This window comes from Nostoc sp. TCL26-01, from assembly GCF_013393945.1.
In the GTDB taxonomy this organism is placed as follows: Bacteria; Cyanobacteriota; Cyanobacteriia; order Cyanobacteriales; family Nostocaceae; genus Trichormus.
In genome coordinates this window covers 5,249,487-5,270,506 of record NZ_CP040297.1, presented here as the reverse complement: position 1 = coordinate 5,270,506, position 21,020 = coordinate 5,249,487, and the positions used below count along the sequence as shown (strand labels likewise).

At 40.5% G+C, this 21,020-nt stretch carries 18 protein-coding genes; 7 read left to right on the top strand and 11 right to left on the bottom strand.

Annotated features, from left to right (window positions below; all coding sequences use genetic code 11):
• Positions 1 to 10: 10 nt before the first annotated feature.
• The gene (locus FD725_RS22730) at positions 11 to 979 is read right to left on the bottom strand and encodes a DUF1517 domain-containing protein (RefSeq protein ID WP_179050248.1); all 969 of its coding nucleotides are present in this window, start codon (positions 977 to 979) and stop codon (positions 11 to 13) included.
• 855 nt (positions 980 to 1,834) lie between these two features.
• On the opposite strand from FD725_RS22730, the gene FD725_RS22725 reads away from it, so the two are divergent.
• A complete protein-coding gene (locus FD725_RS22725) occupies positions 1,835 to 3,067 on the top strand; it encodes a glycosyltransferase family 4 protein (RefSeq protein WP_179050247.1) in 1,233 nt (410 codons plus the stop codon).
• Positions 3,068 to 3,246: 179 nt separating this feature from the next.
• Here FD725_RS22725 and thiS read toward each other — a convergent pair whose 3' ends face one another.
• Both thiS and FD725_RS22715 read right to left on the bottom strand, forming a co-directional pair.
• Entirely contained in the window at positions 3,247 to 3,459 is a 213-nt protein-coding gene (gene thiS / locus FD725_RS22720; RefSeq protein WP_179050246.1) for a sulfur carrier protein ThiS, read from the bottom strand.
• Between the two features lie 156 nt (positions 3,460 to 3,615).
• Positions 3,616 to 4,722, bottom strand: a complete 1,107-nt coding sequence (locus FD725_RS22715; RefSeq protein ID WP_179050245.1) for a thiamine phosphate synthase — start codon at positions 4,720 to 4,722, stop codon at positions 3,616 to 3,618.
• Between the two features lie 150 nt (positions 4,723 to 4,872).
• On the opposite strand from FD725_RS22715, the gene FD725_RS22710 reads away from it, so the two are divergent.
• Entirely contained in the window at positions 4,873 to 6,822 is a 1,950-nt protein-coding gene (locus FD725_RS22710; RefSeq protein ID WP_179050244.1) for a DUF1565 domain-containing protein, read from the top strand.
• Positions 6,823 to 7,023: 201 nt separating this feature from the next.
• Here FD725_RS22710 and FD725_RS22705 read toward each other — a convergent pair whose 3' ends face one another.
• Both FD725_RS22705 and FD725_RS22700 read right to left on the bottom strand, forming a co-directional pair.
• Entirely contained in the window at positions 7,024 to 7,530 is a 507-nt protein-coding gene (locus tag FD725_RS22705) for a GNAT family N-acetyltransferase (RefSeq protein WP_179050243.1), read from the bottom strand.
• Positions 7,531 to 7,534: 4 nt separating this feature from the next.
• Entirely contained in the window at positions 7,535 to 7,813 is a 279-nt protein-coding gene (locus tag FD725_RS22700) for a DUF1778 domain-containing protein (protein ID WP_179050242.1), read from the bottom strand.
• Between the two features lie 767 nt (positions 7,814 to 8,580).
• Here FD725_RS22700 and FD725_RS22695 point away from each other — a divergent pair.
• On the top strand, positions 8,581 to 8,784 hold the full coding sequence (locus FD725_RS22695; protein WP_179050241.1) for a hypothetical protein: 204 nt from the start codon (positions 8,581 to 8,583) through the stop codon (positions 8,782 to 8,784).
• A 429-nt stretch (positions 8,785 to 9,213) separates the two neighbouring features.
• On the opposite strand, the gene FD725_RS22690 is transcribed toward FD725_RS22695, so the two are convergent.
• Complete coding sequence (locus FD725_RS22690) at positions 9,214 to 9,654, bottom strand: type II toxin-antitoxin system PemK/MazF family toxin (RefSeq protein WP_179051652.1); 441 nt, start codon at positions 9,652 to 9,654, stop codon at positions 9,214 to 9,216.
• Complete coding sequence (locus FD725_RS22685; protein ID WP_179051651.1) at positions 9,654 to 9,896, bottom strand: AbrB/MazE/SpoVT family DNA-binding domain-containing protein; 243 nt, start codon at positions 9,894 to 9,896, stop codon at positions 9,654 to 9,656. Before FD725_RS22685 ends, FD725_RS22690 begins: the two co-directional genes overlap by 1 nt.
• Positions 9,897 to 10,168: 272 nt before the next feature.
• On the opposite strand from FD725_RS22685, the gene FD725_RS22680 reads away from it, so the two are divergent.
• The 4 genes from FD725_RS22680 (at position 10,169) to FD725_RS22665 (ending at position 13,927) form a co-directional block, all read left to right on the top strand.
• Positions 10,169 to 11,572 carry a hypothetical protein gene (locus tag FD725_RS22680; protein WP_179050240.1) on the top strand — a complete coding sequence of 468 codons (1,404 nt, stop codon included), beginning with the start codon at positions 10,169 to 10,171 and terminating at the stop codon, positions 11,570 to 11,572.
• Between the two features lie 102 nt (positions 11,573 to 11,674).
• On the top strand, positions 11,675 to 11,899 hold the full coding sequence (locus tag FD725_RS22675; protein WP_179050239.1) for an antitoxin: 225 nt from the start codon (positions 11,675 to 11,677) through the stop codon (positions 11,897 to 11,899).
• Between the two features lie 54 nt (positions 11,900 to 11,953).
• Entirely contained in the window at positions 11,954 to 13,072 is a 1,119-nt protein-coding gene (gene dprA / locus FD725_RS22670) for a DNA-processing protein DprA (RefSeq protein WP_179050238.1), read from the top strand.
• A gap of 675 nt (positions 13,073 to 13,747) precedes the next feature.
• Complete coding sequence (locus tag FD725_RS22665) at positions 13,748 to 13,927, top strand: chlorophyll a/b-binding protein (protein ID WP_179050237.1); 180 nt, start codon at positions 13,748 to 13,750, stop codon at positions 13,925 to 13,927.
• Positions 13,928 to 14,168: 241 nt separating this feature from the next.
• On the opposite strand, the gene rpoD is transcribed toward FD725_RS22665, so the two are convergent.
• The 4 genes from rpoD to gyrB form a co-directional block, all read right to left on the bottom strand.
• A complete protein-coding gene (rpoD, locus tag FD725_RS22660) occupies positions 14,169 to 15,341 on the bottom strand; it encodes an RNA polymerase sigma factor RpoD (RefSeq protein ID WP_179050236.1) in 1,173 nt (390 codons plus the stop codon).
• 391 nt (positions 15,342 to 15,732) lie between these two features.
• Positions 15,733 to 16,802, bottom strand: a protein-coding gene (locus FD725_RS22655) for an ISKra4 family transposase (protein ID WP_179047673.1) whose coding sequence is annotated in 2 segments (ribosomal slippage) — positions 15,733 to 16,646 and positions 16,646 to 16,802 — 1,071 coding nt in all. Because the reading frame shifts where the segments join, the coding sequence is not laid out codon by codon here.
• Between the two features lie 1,246 nt (positions 16,803 to 18,048).
• Positions 18,049 to 18,696 (bottom strand): fasciclin domain-containing protein, encoded by a 648-nt coding sequence (locus FD725_RS22650; protein ID WP_179050235.1) that lies wholly within the window; start codon positions 18,694 to 18,696, stop codon positions 18,049 to 18,051.
• Between the two features lie 211 nt (positions 18,697 to 18,907).
• Positions 18,908 to 20,845: a DNA topoisomerase (ATP-hydrolyzing) subunit B gene (gene gyrB / locus FD725_RS22645; protein ID WP_179050234.1), complete on the bottom strand. Its 1,938-nt coding sequence runs from the start codon at positions 20,843 to 20,845 to the stop codon at positions 18,908 to 18,910.
• Positions 20,846 to 21,020 lie beyond the last annotated feature (175 nt).

The following is a 21,020-nucleotide window of genomic DNA, read 5'->3' as shown; positions in this document are numbered from 1 at the left end:
CTACTAATACTTACACCAGTGTTAAATCAGGATACTCGGCAAATAAATCGTCAGAAGTTAGGGTATCACCTTCAGCTTGGGGAGTCCACAATACTTCAATTGCCAAGAGTTGTTCCGAGGGAATGCTACCAATTTGTCGTAAGGCTTGACGTAATTCATCAGTACTGTTGACTTTTGGTAGTTCAAACTTACCCAATGTGGCTGCTAATAAGGTGACGATAATGTATTCGCCAGGGCCTTCGGTAATCAGTCGGGTTGGGTTGTCGAGTTCACCAGTTCCCGGTAAAGCATCTTGAGTCTGAGCTGCTTTTAGCTGGTTGTTGAAGTTAGATAGAGTTTCTTCACTAAATTTGCTGCGTTCTGCCAAAGCTAAACGATTAAACTGGGCTTCGGCTGAATTTAACTTTGCTTGTTGTGTTCCAGCACCTGCATATACCCAGTATTCAGGGTGACGCAGCAAAGCTAGGCTAGTTTCTTGCAGTACTTCTGCACGTCCTTCGGGGGAATTGGTATCAGCAGTTTCTGCAATGCGGTTGAGTTCGGGTTGCAAATCCCGTGCTTGGGCTAGTAATCCTACTTGCAAGCGAGTCACGCTGACGGTGGGGTTACTGCTGTAACCAGTATCTTCAGTTTCACCACTGGAGACACGACGGAAAGTTTGCACCAGGAAGTTGGCGATCGCCAAAAATATTAAGATAGTGAATAAACCACCAAATCCTCCGCCAATTCCCCAAAAAGGCAGCAAGAAGGGAAAGCCAAAACCACCAGGAGAGGGCGCATAATACCCACCGCCAGGAGGCGCATAACGGGGGGCGTATGTCCGGCTAGAAGGCGCTCTAAAGGAGCCACCGCCAATTCTGCCACCACTCCGAGCCGCTAATGCACCATCAGCGTGACCTAATGCCAAAACTAACACCAGGCCAAGGGCGAAGACAGCTTTTATGAGAGGTTTGATAGTTTGTTGTAGTTTGTTAGGCATAGTCACATTTGCGAGAAAAACGCTATTAGTTATCCAAATTTTTCTATCTGTTGGCGGCATGAGAAGTTTATCTGGTAATGCTATTCCGCCATTAGCTAGCAGTTTTTGATTAAAGGCAGCCGTTTCCGGTACATCTTCAATTTACCGCGTCTTACCTTGGGTAGACAGCAAACCGCAGGGGGATTTCTGTAGTAGATAACCGTACCTCAAAAGTTATCTTCTCAAAGGGAATTTTGGCATGAATTAACAATTACTCAGTAAGGGTGTGGGAATGGTGAGGGTGTTGACTTGACACCTCTATCCCTTAACACCCCTACATCCTTTTTCATCTTTCATTAAGTAGTATTTTCGTAAAATTTGCAGCAGTTTTTAATTTAAAAATACAAATATAATTGACACATTTTAGTTTTTTATGTGTTGATTTTAGCATGGCAAATCGAAACACATAATTAACAACCACTTCACGAAATTAATAAGAAAACTACCATATTTCATATTCTAAAATATAGCTATAACCTTTGTAATATTCGTCCTTACCTGAGACTCTGGAAGAATGATTCTCATGGTCATGTGTGATAAAAAGACGCAAAAAACTACAAGTGCATCAGCCATACATCAATTAATTACAGTTTGTAAAAAATTCTGAAAAGAATCTTTAAGTACTTAGTTTTTTTGAGCCAAGGTGTTGGCTAAACCTAAAAAAGAGGAGAAAATTAGATACAGAGCCAAAAAAACTCAGTAAAGCCATCAAAAATGTTATTTATCCAACATGAAATTGGTTAAGTACATAGCCTGCATTTATCACAAAACGCTTTAGAAGATCCAACTTATTGGTATTAAATTAATTAAATTAATATGGAAAATATCTCACAACTAGCAACAAAAATTAGAGAAGAAACTGCATACCCAGATATTCTCGTTATATCGCGTCTTTTCTTGCCTAAAGAAGCTGTGATTGGAGAATATATCTACAATCGTTGTCTTCAAGATCCAAAGCGTGTAATTGTTTTAACGGCTAGTTGTGCAGGTGATACAGTATTTGACCAAGGACAACAATTTCCTGTGTATCGCTGGCCAAATCCTAAATATTGGCTAGGTAGTTTCTTAGGAAGTTATTTACAGCCTCTCTTTAATCTAATTTGTTCATTTGGGCTAGCAATTAAACTCTATTTTCGTTATCACTACCGTTATATTGAATGGGGACATGGCTATGAGTTTCCCGCACTTTTATTATTGAGCTATATCTTACCCATTAGCTTTTTTATTTACTTGCATGGTAACGATTTCGCCTGTGCTTTACGTAATCCTTTATGGCGATCGCTATTTAAATTAACCCTATCACGCGCCGAAGGCATTGTCTGTAACAGTTCATCAACACAAGATTATCTGCGAAATACCTTTCGGTTGCAAACCCCTACTCATGTAATTCAACCGATGGTGAGGCCAGAGAAATTTGGCTTGGCCAGCAATGGTAAAAATCTCGATGAATTAGGCGATCGCCTGCGTCAAGCTTATAATATTCCTAAAAAAGCGATCGTTATCCTCTCAGTAGGTCGCTTAGTCAAACAAAAAAGTTTTGAGCGTGTTATTGAAAACTTACCACTACTCTTAACTATTGGTATCGATGTTCACTACATACTCTGTGGTCAAGGTGCTTGTGAATCTGAGCTAAAATCTTTAGCAGAACGCTTGCGGGTAGATAAGCGAGTCCACTTTGCTGGATATGTAGCTCAACCAGAATTGGCTAGCTATTATGCAGCTTGCGATATATTTGCTATGCTGACTTTGCCAACCACTAAAGCTAATTGCATAGAAGGATTTGGCATTGCCTACTTAGAAGCAAGTTACTTTGGTAAACCCGTCATTGCTTCTCGCCATCCCTCTGTAATCGATGTAGTCCACCACGACGAAAACGGCATACTGGTAAATCCTAAATCTGGTTACGAAGTTCTTCAAGCTTTCAAACAATTGTGTCAAGACGAGCAATTACGTGAAAAACTCGGTCGTCAAGGCAAAGAACTAGCCAAGCGGAAAAGTTTACACCGTTCTCTATACAAAAATGAGTGGGTTAGGGAAGAGAGGCAATAGGTAAGGGTCAATGGTCATTAGTCAATGGTCATTAGTCAATAGTCATTGGTCTTGTACTCACCACTTATTACTCCCTCACTCAGGACGCTGCTCATTGCCCCGGTTCCGCTAACAGCACTCCCTCACTCCCTCACTCAGCACTCAGCACTCAACACTCCCTCACTCAGCACTCTCATCACTCATCCCCCACCAACAATGGTAACTACTTCTAAGCGATCGCCTGATTGTACTTTTGTTAATTCCCAAAATTGGCGGTGTAAAATTTCCCCGTTATACTCTACCGCCACCAATCGCGGGTTAAAACCTAACTGCTGGAGTACATCGGGTAAGGGAGTTTGAGATAAACAATTGTGAGTTTCTCCATTTACTTGGAGAGTAATAGCATAAGACATGAGATTAATTCGTAGTTCGTAATGACGCTCGAGGACTCGCTAACGCTACGCTAACGTAATTCGTAATTAACAGATGAAAAGTCAAATAAGTAAACTGTATTAATTGCGACCTTTCACTAATGACCATTGACCATTGACTAATGACTAATGACTAAATTAATTTTCTGGTTTAATCCGATTGAGTTGGGAGAGTAAATATTGGGTTACTAGAGTGGGTTGTTCAGCTTGCATGAGCGATCGCACTACTGCGATTCGTTCGGCTCCAGCATCAATCACATCATTAATATTATTGGCATCTATTCCCCCAATTGCAAACCAGGGAATTGAGCTATTTTGAGCAGCGTAGGTGACGTATTCTAAGCCGGCTGGGGCTTTACCTGCTTTTGTGGGAGTTTCATATACTGGCCCTACACCGATATAATCTGCACCTTCAGTAATTGCTTGCTGCATTTCTTCCAGGTTAGTAGTCGAACGCCCAATTAAACGCTGGGGGCCAAGTAATTGTCTGGCGATCGCAATTGACATATCTTGTTGTCCCAAATGCACTCCGTCAGCATCTACAGCCAAGGCTAAATCTACTCTGTCATTGACAATAAATAATGCGCCGTAACTATGACATAATTGGCGGAGTTTTGTTGCCAGTTCCAGACGCAAAAAATCATCTGTGTTCTTATCACGATATTGCACTAATGTCAATCCTCCTTTCAGAGATGCTTCCACAGTTGACAATAAAGTTTCTGAGGGGGATGTGACGAGATATAAACGCGATCGCCACAGTAGATGGTGACGCTGATCACCCATTAAATTTGTTTCTAGGGTGTAAACCTGATAGCGCATTTGCTTAAAAGCTTTTCCCATGTCTGGATTATGGAGCTTGCTGTATTCCTCCAACACCCGTAAAGCTTCTTCGACACGGCAAAAATTTGCTTGTAACAAAGATTTGATACTAGAACGCTGTTCTTCTTGAGGATGGCTTAAATCAGTACCGCGATCGCCTGGCGTATCTCGTGCTGCGCGTAATTCTGCTGTGTGCCAACTAGCCACCTCTTGACGCAGGTGCTTACATTCCCCTGCCAACTCTGCGCTATTCAAGCCAAAACGACACCATTCTTCAATAATCCGCAAGCCCTCACGAGCGCGATCTAGATTAGCATCTAATATGCGGTAAACAACCTGCTGAGTTTGTTTGTGTTGGCTGTATGGCTCGACCATTACAACTACCCCATTAGTGATGCTTTCATCGTAATAGCCAGCCTCTCTCATATTTGCAACGGTTTTTGTATCATATATTTACATAGCGAGTTGAGAGTAGGGAATCAGCAATTTTTCTACTTTGCCACCTAATCCCCAGCACCCAGTCCCCACTCCCTTCATTAATTACTTTGTATTAAAAATAGCCAATAGGTCAAGATAATGGATAACATTATCGACATACTGAATATTTGCGAGTCCGAACCTTATTATTACTTTTTAAGGAGTGGTGTGAAGTTGATTTCCCCCATTTGGTCTAAACATCGTCAATTAAACTTCTGGCAAATCAGGCTAGTTTCTCTAGAATTAGCAAGATATGCAGTTTTTGGACTATCCCTATTATCTACTGTCGGTGTCACGAGCATAACAATATTAAGTACAAGTGCGAATATTGCCGTGGCTCAGATGCCCCTGAGTGAAACAACAATGTCTCAGGTTAATGTACTGTTTGTCAACCCAAGTGTCGGAGATGACAGTACTGGCAATGGTAGCGAGCAAACACCCTTAAAGACAATTACTCAAGCGCTGAGAATAGCTACCCCTAACACAGTGATTAGGCTGGCTCCTGGTATTTACAGTCAAGAAACAGGAGAAGTGTTTCCTTTGATGCTCAAACCGGGTGTTTCTCTGCAAGGAGATACCAGCAACAAAGGACAAGGGATTACCATTCAAGGTGGGGGACAATTCCTCAGCCGCAGTTTTGGTGGACAGAACGTAACTATTGTGGGTGCTAATCAAACTAGTTTGAGTGGAGTAACAATAACTAACACCAATCCCCGTGGTTATGGTTTGTGGATTGAAGCAAGTAATCCAGTGATTACAGAAAATACATTTACAGGTAATACCCAAGATGGTGTTTCTGTTACTGGTAATAGCACTACGACAATTACTAAGAATTATTTTTATCGCAACGGAGCCAATGGTATAACTATTGGCGGTACTTCCCAGGCACAAATACGGGAAAACATTTTTGCGGAAACAGGTTTTGGAATTAACGTTACCCAAAACTCTGCGCCAGCAGTTTTAGCTAATCAAATTCAAAATAATCGCTCAGGGATTATCGTCCAAGGTAATGCTCGGCCAATTTTACGGAATAATTTAATTCAAGGTAGTAAAGAAGATGGTTTAGTAGCGATCGCTCAAGCTGTACCAGATTTGGGTAATGCTACCACACCAGGAGGCAACGAATTTCGTAACAATACCCGTTATGACATTAATGCTACCACTGCCAAACAAATAATTCCGGCGATCGGGAACACTCTATCTAGTCAGCGTATCGCTGGTAAGTTAGCTCTCACCTCTCAAGATTTACCCATAGTCAATAATTCTCAACCTGCGGCTACACCTAATACTGTACTTCAGACCATCCCCACCAACGGAGAAATTACATTTGCTGCTCCTAACATCCCTGATAATACCAATCAGACTCGTCAGCGTCTCACACCCAATCAAAGCAACAGTCAATTACCACCACTAGGAGCAGCACAAATCCCTCTAGCCATACCCAGATACAATCAACAACCACCAGCACCCATCCCCAGCCAAACCACAAACGAAGATATCCCCAATAATCTACCCTCAGCCACCACCAGAAAAACTAGGACATTACCATCCATACCATCTCAAGTAACACAACTAAATCATGTGCGAATAGATCCCAACACAATTGAATTTGTCGCACCCCAAGCACAACAGCCAGAACAAACCGTGACTACACAAGAATTGTCCTGGCCGACAAACATATCTCCATCGCCATCTAGAGTTACACCCATAGGAGATACAGCCATTCTACCTGTGCCTACCAATAACATTCCTCTGGGAAACACTCGGAATATGCGAAAAGTGACAGTACCCCAATCTCAGCTAACAGGCTATGGTGGCAATGATTTATTATCTGCGAGAGCAGGTGTACGTTACCGCGTGGTAGTAGAAGCAGCAAGCGAAAAAGAGCAAGAATTAGTCAAATCCCTTGCTCCTGGGGCATTTTCTACTATTTGGCAAGGACGTAGAGTCATGCAAGCCGGAGTATTTAGCAACCGCTATAACGCCGACGAAATGCTGAAGATCCTCAATAGCAGTGGCTTAAGGAGCATAGTTGAACCATTGAATTGAGACTATCAGTAGTCAGTGGTTAGTTGTTAGTTGCTTGTTTACTAAACTCAGTGCTGAGTGATGAGGAAAATAAAAATTACTCAGCACTTAGATACTCAGCACTCTTCATCACTGACTACCTATTTTTGATGTCAATCTTCACTGTTATAAGGATTTATGTACTGCACTAACAACTATACAAATGGAGCGTGTTTTTCCTTTTTAGCTCTCTAAAATAGTGCGGATATCCTTCAACATCAGAAATAAATGCAATGGATCTGTTGGACTAGGTTCAAAATCAAATTGTTGATACCAGTCACGCACTTTCTCATCTTTCGCATGAACCAATAATGCACGAATACCAATCAGATCAGCTGCTTCATTGACGCGAATCAAGCAGTTTTTTAGTAATCCTCTCCCTATACCTTTTTTTTGAAATTCTTTACTTACTGCTAACCGAGCTAATAAAGCAACAGGTATAGGATATTTTGGTAAACCTTTAGATATACGAGGTGGAGCATTTTCTTGAATAACTGATGCTACAGTCAGAGTATAGTAACCAATTACATTATCGTCTGAGCAAGCAATATAGGTTGTCGAACTATCAGATTGCTGATTTTTTAAAGCATATTTGCTCAAATAATTATTTAAATCAAAATTCCCACAATCAAAGTTTTTTAGATTATGGGATTTTGTTAATTTAGCGATATATAAATTGTTAGACACCACAAGACTATTCAAATACGCTAGGCTCAGTTAACAAACGACGTAAACGTGGTTTTTCAACACATGGAGCATCAAGAGCATCTTGAAAGGCTTGCCATTGCTCATCGTTCAACGCAAAAAGCTTTCGATTCGTTAAAGTGTCTTGTGCAGCTTGCAAACCATGTTCAAGTAAAAATTCACTAACATTTTTATGACTTACTGCTGCTGCTTGCTGTAAAAGCTTTTTAACACTAGAGCTAGTACGGATATCAATCCGTTCAGTTCTAGGTTCACTGAAGTGGCTCATACGTTTTAGTTATACTTTCTCTCTAATTCTAAATTAACATACACACATTGTCCTGACAATCAGTAATACCATTTCACTTTAATCATGATACAAATAAGTGAGTGACGACACGGCAGTATCCATGAGTGTTCAAACCGCCTGTCAGTCAAGAATTGTAAATCCCTGACTCATGGCTAAAGTCCTCTCAAAAAGACTGAACATCATAGCCTATTTTAATGGACTTAAGCTATCCCATCAAAAAAATGGGGAGTAGTTTGATTCTTTCCTGTTACAACAGATAATAAAAATGATATCTACTGCTCAAATTAAGAAAATGAATGCTCTTCGTTTCTTACTTTAGTTGCTATAAACAAGCCATATCGATGGTTTTGAGAGACACTTAATTCGCATCTCTATTGCGAAGCCGTGGCTTTAATGGAAAAATTGACCCTAAAAAGCCAAAAATATAGTAATTTTACCCAGGTATTGGTCTTTAATAAAAATTATGCTTTTTTTAAGTGTTTTAGTAGATAATCAAAAATGCCAGTTTTTTTAGTGTTAATTATCATTGTGATAATAGCTATATGTATTCCAATTACCCTACCTTTTTGGGTTTGTGTTTTACTTATTGGGATTATTAAAGCATTTCAAAAATAAAGAGAAGATTACCAATAGCTTTTGACTATTAATTGTGGTTCATAAAAAAATTATTTTAATTACAGTAGAAATGCGATGCGATATAAAACATAGTCTTGAGAAAATAGATATAAAAATAGGAGGTATTAATAATGAATGAGAACCTTGGCGAAGCAGCAGCATTTGCAGCAGGCGGAGCTGTAGTCGGTGGAGGTGCTGCTGTAACATTGGGGGGGATTGGTGTACTCGCTCCTGCTGCTGGGGTTGCAATTGGTATCGGAGCAGCGCCAGTTGTAGCAGCAGGTGCTGTTGTTGGGCTTGCAATATATGGATTAAAAAAAGGTTTTGGTTGGTAGAAACATTTAATAACAATTGAAACTTGCAAGACGTGATCTCATCTTGTGCGTTACTTCTACCGGAGTAACGCACTTCCGCATTTATATCCCGCAAGAAGCAATTACAAATTCCGTGCTGATTTCTATTGTTATAGATTCTGGTGTAGAAATGTCGTGATATCTAAATATGACGACATCGAGGCAAAATGCAATGAGGGTAAGGTATTCAACTCGTAATTAACACAATTGTTTTGGCTCTCTTAGACTAGCTATAACAAATTAATACTTGATATCAGGTTAAATCCTTACAGAGTTTGGGATTTAAGAGGAATAAATTAAATTCTTATTAAATCTTTGATTCTATTTTAGACAATCCTTGTTATATCAATCGCTTTAGCCATTCTTTAGTATTAATTTATCAACCCAAGTCTGGGAGAGCCATTGTTTTTTCTATAAAATTAATGTTTCGAGTTTTGCTTGTACTTCTTCTATTAAATCTTCTGTTACACTTTCAACAAATTTTACTTTTCTAGCTTTCCAATCTAGTGTTTTAATTTGATCTGCTAACACAACCCCTTTTGTTTTCATTCCTTCAATAAGGGGAACTTCAAACTTAAGCCCCTTTGGGTTAGTGGTTATAGGACAAGCTAAAACTAAAGAAGCCATTTGATTATACTTAATTGGAGATATAACAAGAACAGGGCGATAGCCAGTTTGCTCACGCCCTTGTTGTTGTAGCTTGTTATTTAGTGTTATGGCAATATCATCAAATGACATTCCAGAATTACGAAGGGTAAATACACGTTGAATTGATTCAGCAGTGAACTGTTGTGCAGAGCCAAACTCTAATTTAACAATGTCTCCTCTATTGGGAAAGTAAGGCGGCTTCACTACCAAGCTTCATTCCCCATAGCGTCACCTGTTTCAAATTCTGGATGAAAATTATCAGGGGTCATCCCTTCAAGTAACTCATCAAGCGTATATTTTTTTCGTCTCTTTGGTGTAATTACTATGCTATTGCCTTCAACACTAAAATTGATATCTGTTCCTTCAGTTACGTGAGCTTGTTCAGCTATCGATCTAGGAATCCTAACAGCTAAACTGTTTCCCCATTTAGCTACAACTGCTGTCATCATCTTCTCCCGACGCTGTATTAGCGATCTATACACACGATTTTGTGTTTCCGCAGCAAAACTTTTTCAATAATCGTTTGTTTGACGTATATACTTTGAAGATACATAAAAAAACAAGGGGTGTCAACACCCTTTAGAAAAAGTAACTTTTTACTTCTATCTCTCTATCCAAGCCAATACTGAGCAAGGAAGTTACACAGCATTAGCGTTTAACTGAAACTTTTCCGCGTTTTCATCAGTCTGGGTGTGTAAATCATGTAAAAAAACTACTAATGTTCTCTACTAGTCAGGGTATTCCCGGTTTACCCGATTTAACACATCCGACAGAATTAATTCAGATTGGTTCTGAACTCCTCAAAGCTTCTCTACTCATAGTATTTTTAGTATTGGTATTAGGAATAGCGATCGCTCTTATTAGTTTTGCTTCCCGGTATAATAAATCAGAACAGGCTATTTTTCTCGGTGAGTGGACGATTCACTACTCCCAAATCCTACGGGGATTGGAACATTTAGCCTTGGTATTAATTTTATTAGTCACAGGATTCTTTTTCTGTTCTACTTTGAGTAATCGTTATCATCACTGGGAACAGGCAAAAGTTACTCAGATAGCTCAAAGTGTTGCTGGTGATAAGTTAGAACAAATTTCACCGCAAGTACGCTATGTCACTCAAGAGCCATATTCTTACAACACCCAAGTCAATGGCAAAATAGTTAAAGTTAATGATACGCAGCAAGTCAACCGCTTTCTTTCCTTAGCTGGTTCACAAATTCAAGTCAAGTTGGAACAAAGCACGGATGTGCAAGGACGCAGTTCCATTTATCGTGTGGACTATAGTGCAGATTATAAAGTCGTCAATCGCCTCAAAGATATTAAGAGTTTTGTGTTTGAAGCACCGCCACCCAACGGTTATTCACTGCTTTCTAACTATAAAGTAGAGCAAAATCGCACCAGATTAGAACCCATCAACCCGGACAACTATAACTTTGCCTTTACTCTAGAACCAGGACAAGAAACCAGCTTTCGTCTAACTTATCAAGCGCAAGGGGGGCCACGCTGGGTTTATAGTAGTGGCGGACAATTACTCTCTAACTTTCGTCTCACAACCATTGCTAACTTTGCCGGCGCTGATTTTGCTAGTGGAATTGTCCCCAGTGCTACGAAAGTTGATGGACGCAGCACTCAATATACTTGGATATTTGATGATAATGTTTCTGTCAAAAATCCCTTTGGCGTATTCACCAACACTAATCCTGTTAAGCAGACAGGGATTCTTCCCCGGCTATTACTGTTAGCACCAGGATTATTTCTCTGGTGGATTTTATTGCTGTATTTTTCTTTGCCAATGAGTTTAAAAAATGTAGCGATCGCTGGTAGTATTTTCTTTGCTTGTTTATTAGCTTTGACCTATCTTAGCCGCTTCATGGATGCTCAGTTAGCTTGGACAATAATTTCCCTGATTATGCTCACCCTAGCGTGGGGCTTGGGTAAGCATCGTGGTGCTTCTCTGGCTGCTATTATTTGTACCATCGCTGGGGCAATACTACCAGTTTTCGGATTATTAGTCCCTTATAGTGGTTTAACTTTGAGTATTGCAGGTTTACTCTCTGCTGTTTGGTTAGCAGTGCGTCACTGGTATAATTGGTATATTTGGCAACCAGAAGACGGGGTTAAATGAAGTAGTTCAAAGTCGCGTATGCAGAATTTAGAGTACGAATTCTACAAAAACTAGAACTAGTTATCGCACAATAAATATACAGTCACTCAAGAAGCAAAACTGATGAATACTGCCAAATTATCGACAAATGACGACAATCAATCAGTAATTCTCCCCAAAGAATATATATTTTCAGGGAATGAAGTGTATATCAAAAAAATAGGTAATGCTGTTGTATTAATTTCTAAAGAAAATCCTTGGGAAACTTTAATTGATAGCTTAAATCAGTTTTCTGATGACTTTATGGAAACTAGGGAACAGACACACGCAACAGAAAGAGAGGATTAATGAATATTGCTGAAATTTGGGAATACTCAACCCAGTGGGTGTGAGGATAGAAAGGTGGCAGAAGAAAGAGCGTATTGGCTGGCTTGGACAAAGATTTCGGGCATTGGGCCGGTTTTGTTGCGAAGACTCCAGCAGCATTTTGGTAGTTTAGCTACAGCTTGGAACGCCACCAAAGCTCAGTTGGGAGAAGTTGAGGGTTTTGGTGTGCAGACATTAGAGAAGACTATACAACAGCGATCGCGTCTTGATCCAGAAAAATTCCTCAGCCAACACGAACAAGAAAATCCCTATTTCTGGACACCAGCCGATACAGACTATCCCCGCTTGCTTTTGGAAACCCCCAGTCCACCGCCAATTTTGTACTATCGCGGGGAAGTAGACCTGTCAGAAAATCTGGCACACAAACCCTTAGTTGGCATTGTGGGAACGCGCCAACCCACAGAATATGGTATCCGGTGGACTCGGCAAATTAGCACAGCTTTAGCCAAAAATGGCTTCACAGTAGTTTCTGGGATGGCGGAGGGAATTGATACAGTCAGTCACAGCGCCGCTATGAAAGCGGGTGGACGTACAATCGCTGTTTTAGGTACAGGTGTCGATGTCATCTATCCCCACAAAAACCGGGATTTGTATCAGCAAATTCTAACTGCTGGTTTAGTCGTCAGTGAATATCCCGCCAAAACTCCACCAGATCGCACTCATTTCCCCCGCCGTAATAGAATCATTGCTGGGTTAAGTCGTGCCATTTTAGTCATGGAAGCACCTATCAAGTCCGGTGCTTTAATTACAGCTACCTATGCTAATGATTTTGGTAGAGATGTTTACGCCCTACCAGGAAGACTCGATGATCATCCATCCCAAGGCTGTTTAAAGTTACTTAATCAAGGTGCTTCTTTAATTCTCAAAGAACTAGATGAATTGTTAAAAATGCTAGGAGCAATACCACAGCTGGATTTAGTAGATAAATCACCAATACCTGAGCATTTAAGCTTACCAAATCTATCGCCAGAACTGCAACAAGTACTTGATGTTATCGCTTGTGATGCTTTACCTTTTGATTTAATTATTCAACAAACAGGTATGAATGCTGGTTCAGTTTCCAGTACTTTATTACAGTTGGAATTGATGGGTTTGGTTTCCCAACTTCCGGGAATGCGATATCAAAAATCATAATGATTTAAACTTATTTTGCCAATATAACGCCGTCATACGAAAGCTCATAGCGAATATCTTGCTGGGGTTACCATTCCCAATATTCCTCAATGGTCATTTTTTGGGGTTTTTGGGGGATGGCTATCATACCAAAACTGTTGCAGACCTAGTTATACCAAATCAAAAAATGTTTGCGACAGATAGGCCATTCAAAATGAAATCATAGCTGGTTAGGGAAGCAGCTACTTCAGAAGTAATACCAATTTCCTTTAAATGTGAACAGTAGAGACGTTGCAATGCAACGTCTCTACATAATTTATGTGTATCATGATTAACGTGAAATGGTATAACCTAGCTTTTGTCTAAGTTCTCAGATATCTGCATTAAATGCGAATAGTTACTAGAAAGATTCAGTCACTCATAAATCTTTGCTTAGTCTTATAAGCAATTAGATACTGAGTAAACAGCCAGTAGGTTGCTACAATAATTGATAACTAGTATCAATAGATATAAGATTTTGTGCGGGCTAATTCTACTTATCGATAGATGTAGCAAAGGTTTTGCTATGTAGGTCTAACTCTTATGGTGAATTTATAGCCAGAAAAGTATAAATAAATGTTGCGCTCCCGAAAAAAATTGTTATATTAATTTACATACGGCAATAATCCTTAGCAAACTCAGTTTGGAGTGCTAATCATGACAGACACAACAAAATTCTCTGCTCCCGTAGTTGAAGACCGTAATGCTTGGCGCTGGGGATTTACCCCCCAAGCAGAAATCTGGAATGGTCGTTTAGCAATGATCGGCTTTTTAGCAGCCGCATTGATTGAACTATTTTCTGGTCAAGGTTTTTTACACTTCTGGGGCATTCTCTAAGTCCTAGAAAAGTTGATATTGAAGAAGAATTCAGAATATCCTTCTCTACTAGAGGCTAACGCCAACACAGAAGCAAGCTAGATCCTACAGTCGCACAGAATTCATCCTGAATTCTGTCTCCTGACTACTGAATTCTGTTCGATAAAACATAAATAAAAACCTGGAATAGCTAATGCTGTTCCAGGCTTTTAAGTTATTTGTCAGTAGTCAATAGTCATCACAACTGACTACTGACAACTGACTAGCGAATATATTCTTTAAGAACACTGTTGCGGTTGGGATGGCGTAATTTACGTAGGGCTTTAGCTTCAATTTGCCGAATCCGTTCACGAGTAACGTTAAATATTTGTCCAATTTCTTCTAAAGTCTTCATCCGACCATCATCTAAACCATAACGGAGTCTGAGGACATCACGTTCACGAGGGCTGAGGCTGTCGAGGACTTTTTCTAAGTCTTCACGGAGAAGATTTTTAGAAACTTGGTCTTCTGGGGTTTCGCCATCGGATTCGATGAAATCACCTAAGCGGGAATCTTCTTCTTTACCAATGGGTGTTTCTAACGAGATTGGTAATTGGGCAGATTTAGCGATAAACCGTAGTTTCTCGATGGTCATTTCCATACGAGTGGCGATTTCTTCTTCTGTCGGCTTGCGTCCCATTTCTTGAGACAGCAACTTAGTGGTTTTCTTGATGCGGGAGATGGTTTCGTAGAGGTGAACTGGTAGACGGATTGTCCGGGATTGGTCAGCGATCGCTCTAGTAATTGCCTGACGAATCCACCATGTAGCGTAGGTGGAGAACTTATAACCTTTTTCGTGGTCAAACTTCTCAGCCGCACGGATCAAACCAAGACTGCCTTCTTGAATCAAGTCTTGGAATGACAAGCCGCGATTCATGTACTTCTTGGCAATTGACACTACAAGGCGCAAGTTCGATTGCACCATCTTGTCTTTAGCGCGGCGACCAATGTGCAGACGATATCGAAACGCTGACAATGGTAGTTGTACAGCTTCGGCCCATTCACTGTCACGAGGATCGCGTTCCAACTTCTCTGATAGTCTTTCCCGAATCCTTTCTAATTCCAGTAAATCAGCAATTTTCCGCGCCAACTCAATTTCTTCATCTGCTCGTAATAGGCGAATTCGTCCAATTTCTTGCAGATACAAACGAATCGAATCTTCGGTGTAGTGCTTTTTCTTGCTTTGTGTCCGACGACGCGATTTAGCGGCTTTTCCAGACTTTGCGTCGTCCTCATCAGACTGAGGCTCTAAAAACTCATCGATTTCGCCTTCATCAGCGAGTAACAAGTCCTCGTCTTCTTCTATCAAGAGGTCCTCTAACTCGATATCAGGCTGATTCATCATTTCTAGGTCAGGCTGATAAATGCTGTCGAGTACGTTGTTAGCCTGGTTCATGCCGCGTTCCTCATGCTCCTTGCAGAATCAATTACTCAAGATGTTTTTACTGCTCTTGTTAAATAGAGCTAGTTGACAACCGAAGATAGGGGTGTTCAAGTTAGTTTCCCTAATATTTTTCGGAAGTTTTGCTCTTTCTTGGGAAGAGCTATTACTGAGTGTATAAAGTCGCATTTGATGCTGACTTAATCACTAGATTACAAGCCAAAAGTTCTGCTACCGCATATAACTTTTAACCGACTTGTTTGAAACAAAGACTTGTCTTGATAAAAAAATTTACCACCCCATACAAATGAGTTATGACTGTTGGCATATTTTCTTATAAAGACTGTTCCGATTGTAGCCTGTTTCACAGAAATTGCACGGGAGCATCCACTTTTGGCAGAAAGACTCAAATAGCTAATAAACCATTGAGATAAGCACAACGAATAGAGAGGATGTGATTAACACTATCAACATTCCACTGTGCGCCAGAAATTTTAATCCTCGCACCAATTTGTTTAATAGCAGATTCAACTGCGCCAGAACCAATAGAACAAAGTTGTTCAGCCTGGTAATAGGCATAATTGACAAGACGAGAGCGATGTTTTTCAAGATAAGCAATGAAGTTCTTCGCTTGTTTACCTCGACAATGAAGAAATAAAGCTTGAGTTTCTTCTATCTGACCTTGCCATAACAGCGTTTCAGCAGCTTTAAGCCGTTTTAAAGAACCACCAACTTTATAGAGATTTTCTTTGAGGTGATACCAATCCAAGATTTCCCAACGCTCAAAATTTTCTGTTTTACCAAACTCTTTGACTAGATTCCACACGCCATCATGACCATCCCCCAAGCACACTAACGGGTTAACCAGACGTTGGCTATTGACATAATCAACTAATGATTGGTTGTCATCAAAAAACGCACCATAGTAAATCCCTTGCAGACGAACGGTTTTATAGTCTCGCCAGTAACAGCCTGCTTTCGGTTTACCTCTGAGTCGGACTTTTCCTCCATCTACACTGACTTCTGAAACTGCTTGTTTTGCAAATGGTAGTTGAAAATCTTGTGACAGCACTAATTTTTGTTGCGTTGAGTGACCCACTTTGACTCCTGTCAATGCCTCAACTTCAATTTCTGCTTTTTGGTATGATTCGTTAGCTGACAGCCTTAAACAACACTTTTGAAGTAATGGACTTAACCGGGTTCTTGGCTTCAAACCCAGTTTCTGTAACTGTTTGGCTTTAAGAGTCAGTTCCCCCACTAAGCTTTTAATTTTCCTGGTTTTACCTACTTTTGTTCCAGTTTTTTGTTCGATAAAAAAAGGGCTATTTCTGGACTGACTAGTTCTAATATTTGACTCCGAACTGTTTTTTCTATACTTTCGAGGTCTGTCAGCTTACTTTTATCTGCTTCTTCATACAGTAGTGTTGACAATTCTTGTAAACAGGCTTTGATTCTTTCTTGTTTATCCTGGTTCATGGTAAGTCATCCACACTGTTTTATCTGTTGTTATATTCTCCCAGAACCTGTATATCTTCCAAAAGTGGATGCTCCCAATTGCACTCTTTTTGTGTATTAATCATGAACTGATTGAGCAAGGTTAAGCCACTGATCTCAAAAAGGGATTGAAAATGGTAACTGTATACCCTGAGATTTTCTCTCAAGCTTTTTGCAATTGTAGTGGCACTGTCCTCACATCTTCAGAAAATTAAAGTTTGCTTTACACAATTTTGGGTGCTGTGTGAAACGCAAATTACTTACAAATAGTGCATTTCATGTTAGTTTAGGCAGAAATCATGAACACACCCATTTTCACATTTCCTTCATAAATAAATCAGTCCGGAGAATTGGGCTGAATTTCTGACAAAATGCTATGCACCAAGATAGATAGTGCTTGCTTGCAATGACTTCATTTTGTTACGTTTTAATCACCTGCACTCCATATTTATTGGGTATGTATGGACTAGCCAAGTGGCTAGAAGCTGAGGTTTAACTAATCTAGTCTTATCTACACAGTAGCGCACCACCGATATTTCCACCTTCTGAATCTTGACAAACTCTTGTTATTGTATCCAACGATATTTTAATCAATTAAAAAGGAGTTTGGCACTGAAGATTACAGATATTTGTTGGCTTAGAGCAAAAGTTTATCGAATATAAACAAAGTAGTGTCCTTTTCAAAGATGAAATAAGGGAATGTTAACAAGTTAATAGCACTGTGTTTTTGATTGTAATCTGTGTATTGCAGACACCTAGTTGCCTTTTACCCTGTTCGGGAGGAAACTATTTGCAAATAAGCTCCACATAATAAATTTGTGAAACCAATCACATCAATCAAAGAGAATATTGTTACCTTGCAACCTTCAATTTGAAAAATACTGAAGTCTATTTTACCTGCTTAGACAAAGTAGAGCTTTGCCTTACAAGCATAACAAATACTTTTCTAACTTGTGGTAGTACTTACGAATTAGGTGCAAGGTATTTTATTGTACATTAATTAAATAAATTATAAAAAAAATATAAATAACGTTTTTGCTGCTTGACAGGGTGTATTTTGTGTGCATTAGTTATCTGGAAAGTTAACGATGATTTAAATGAAGATTCTTTATGTATATTATCAAACAATTTTCTCTAACTAAAAAAGACAAGAAAATTTCCCGATCATGGATTGCTACTAACTAGCTTGATACCAATAGGGAAATATTGCCTTGGTGTGTTGGTTGATTTATTGCGGTGTCGGTGTTGTGTTGACACTAGCCGGAAAGTTGGCAGGTAGGATAACTTTGTCTACTACGTGAACAATACCATTGCTAGCTGGGATATCAGCCTGAGTTACTTTGGCCCTATTGACTGTGACTGCTTGGCTGGATGAATCAACTTTGATAGTGACGGGGCTACCCTCGACTGTTTTGACTTGCCCTGATTGGAGTTGACTGGCGGTAAATCTTCCTGGTAAGACGTGGTAAGCCAAAAGCTTAATTAATTGTTGTTTATTGGCTGGTTTGAGGAGATTGTCGAGAGTCGTTTTTGGTAAAGCGGCAAAAGCTGCATCAGTGGGTGCAAATACGGTGTATGGGCCTGGTGTGGTCAACTGGTCAGTTAAACCGGCGGCTTGTATTGCTTTTGTTAACGTTTGAAACTGTCCTTGGCTAACTGCTGCACTTGCCAGTTCTGCCAAATTACGGTTAGCAGTTGTGTTGGCTGGTGTTGGTGTAATGGGAGGAACTGTTGATACGGGTGTGGAAGCATTGGGAGGAACTGTTGATACGGGGGTTTCCACTGTTGGCTGAGTACAGGCAGACAACGTGATTAAACAACTCATTCCCAGAACATGGAAAAGGGACCTTACTAATAAGCCGTGACTTACTGGCATAGCTTTAGTGAAACTTCATTAAGTAGAGATTTATTGACAATAGTTATGAAAACTATGCTGACCTCCCTCATCCTAACGAGGTAGTTTCGAGAATTTGGTTGGGGATTGGGGATGAAAAAATGAATGGGTAATTGGTTAACATCAATTACCCATTCATCATCAGCCACACTTATATGACTCTTGGTGCTAAATAGTTAGCTGGCAACTTGGGTTAGATATCTAAATCTACTAGGTTGAGTTTAGAACCGTAGGTTTCAATAAATTCTCGTCTGGGTGCAACCCGATCGCCCATTAAAATTGTAAAGATGCGGTCAGCCTCTGCGGCATCTTCAATTTCTACTTGCTTGAGGGTGCGGGTTTCTGGGTTCATGGTGGTTGTCCAGAGTTGTTCTGGCATCATTTCACCTAAACCTTTGAAACGTTGGATGGTGTAGTTGGCATTAGCTGGGAATTTAGCGAGTGCATTTTGTAGTTCCCGATCGCTATAGCAATACTCATAGTTGCGTCCCCGTTCTACTTTATACAACGGTGGGCAAGCTATGTAGATGAAGCCTTGCTCAATTAGCGATCGCTGATATCGATAAAAGAAGGTCAATAAAAGTGTGCGGATGTGCGCCCCATCTACGTCAGCATCAGTCATAATCACAATACGGTGATAACGTAACTGGGAAGAATCAAATTCTTCACCTTTCACCCCTAAACCAAGAGCTGTAATTAACGCTTGAACTTCGTTGTTTTTGTAGATTTTGGAATCGTCAGTTTTCTCGATGTTGAGGATTTTACCACGTAGCGGGAGGATGGCTTGGGTACGGCGATCGCGTCCTTGCTTGGCACTCCCACCGGCGGAATCGCCTTCGACGATAAAGATTTCGGACTCGCCGGGATCACGGGAACTGCAATCTGCGAGTTTCCCTGGTAGAGGGGAAGATTCTAGGACTGACTTACGCCGAACCAATTCCCTTGCATGACGAGCTGCTTCTGCGGCTTTAAAAGCTTGAATAGCTTTATCTAAAATTGAGTCGGCTATCCCAGGATGAAATTCTAGATATTCGGTGAGGACTTCCCCTACTAAGGAATCAACGATCCCTCGCACTTCGGTGTTACCGAGTTTAGTTTTAGTTTGTCCTTCAAATTCGGGATCGGGGACTTTGACAGAAATGACGGCGGTTAAACCTTCACGGACGTGTTCACCACTGAGATTAGGTTCATTTTCTTTAATTTTATTGCGTTTGCGGGCGATCGCATTTAACGTCCGAGTCAGAACTGCTTTCAATCCTTCTAAGTGGGTTCCACCGTCAACAGTCCGAATATTATTAGCAAAACCCAACACATTATCTGTGTAAGCATCAGTACACCACTGCAAGGAAACTTCCACTTGTACATTGTTGCGTTCTCCCTGCACATAGATAATTTCCTCATGCAGTGGTTGCTTCTCACGATTCATGTAAGCAACATATTCTTTAATCCCACCCTTGTATTCGTAAGTTTCTACTTTGGGTGTGTCGCTTTTGATGATTTCTAAACGATTATCAGTAAAAGTAATTTTTACCCCTGCATTTAAATACGCCAACTCACGTAAGCGACCTGATAGAGTGATGTAATCAAACTCAGTCCCTGTAGTAAAAATTTGTGCGTCTGGCTTGAAGGTGACAGAAGTGCCAGTTCTGGCTTCTTTCTCTGGCTTGGCGATTAATTCAGTGACAGGGACACCCCGTTCGTAGCGCTGGGTATGGACTTTTTTGTCTCGCCAGACTGTAACTTCTACAATTTCTGACAAGGCGTTGACTACAGAAATACCAACCCCGTGCAATCCTCCAGAAACCTTGTAACCACCACCGCCAAACTTTCCACCGGCGTGCAGCACGGTTAACACAGTTTCTAAAGCCGATTTTCCTGTGCGTGAGTGAGTATCTGTGGGAATACCTCGACCATCATCTGTGACAGTCACCGAACCATCCGCATTCAGGTCAATCTCTATGTGAGTACAGTAACCTGCTAATGCTTCATCTATAGAGTTATCTACCACCTCATAAACTAAATGGTGGAGTCCTCGCGGGCCGGTAGTTCCGATGTACATCCCCGGTCGTTTGCGGACGGCTTCCAGACCTTCCAGAACTTGAATCTGATCGGCACTGTAACTGCTCGTCATGAAAATTCTCCTGATGCGTGGGGTTGAGATTGCCCAATGGCTTAAAAGTCAAATCATACCAAAATTTTAACACAAAAGCCTTAGAGGCGACTGTAGGGCAATTTTGTGAGAAGTTTATATAGGGGTTGTAACCCTATAAGTTTTTTGAATTATTTGCTTGAATATTTCAAATTTC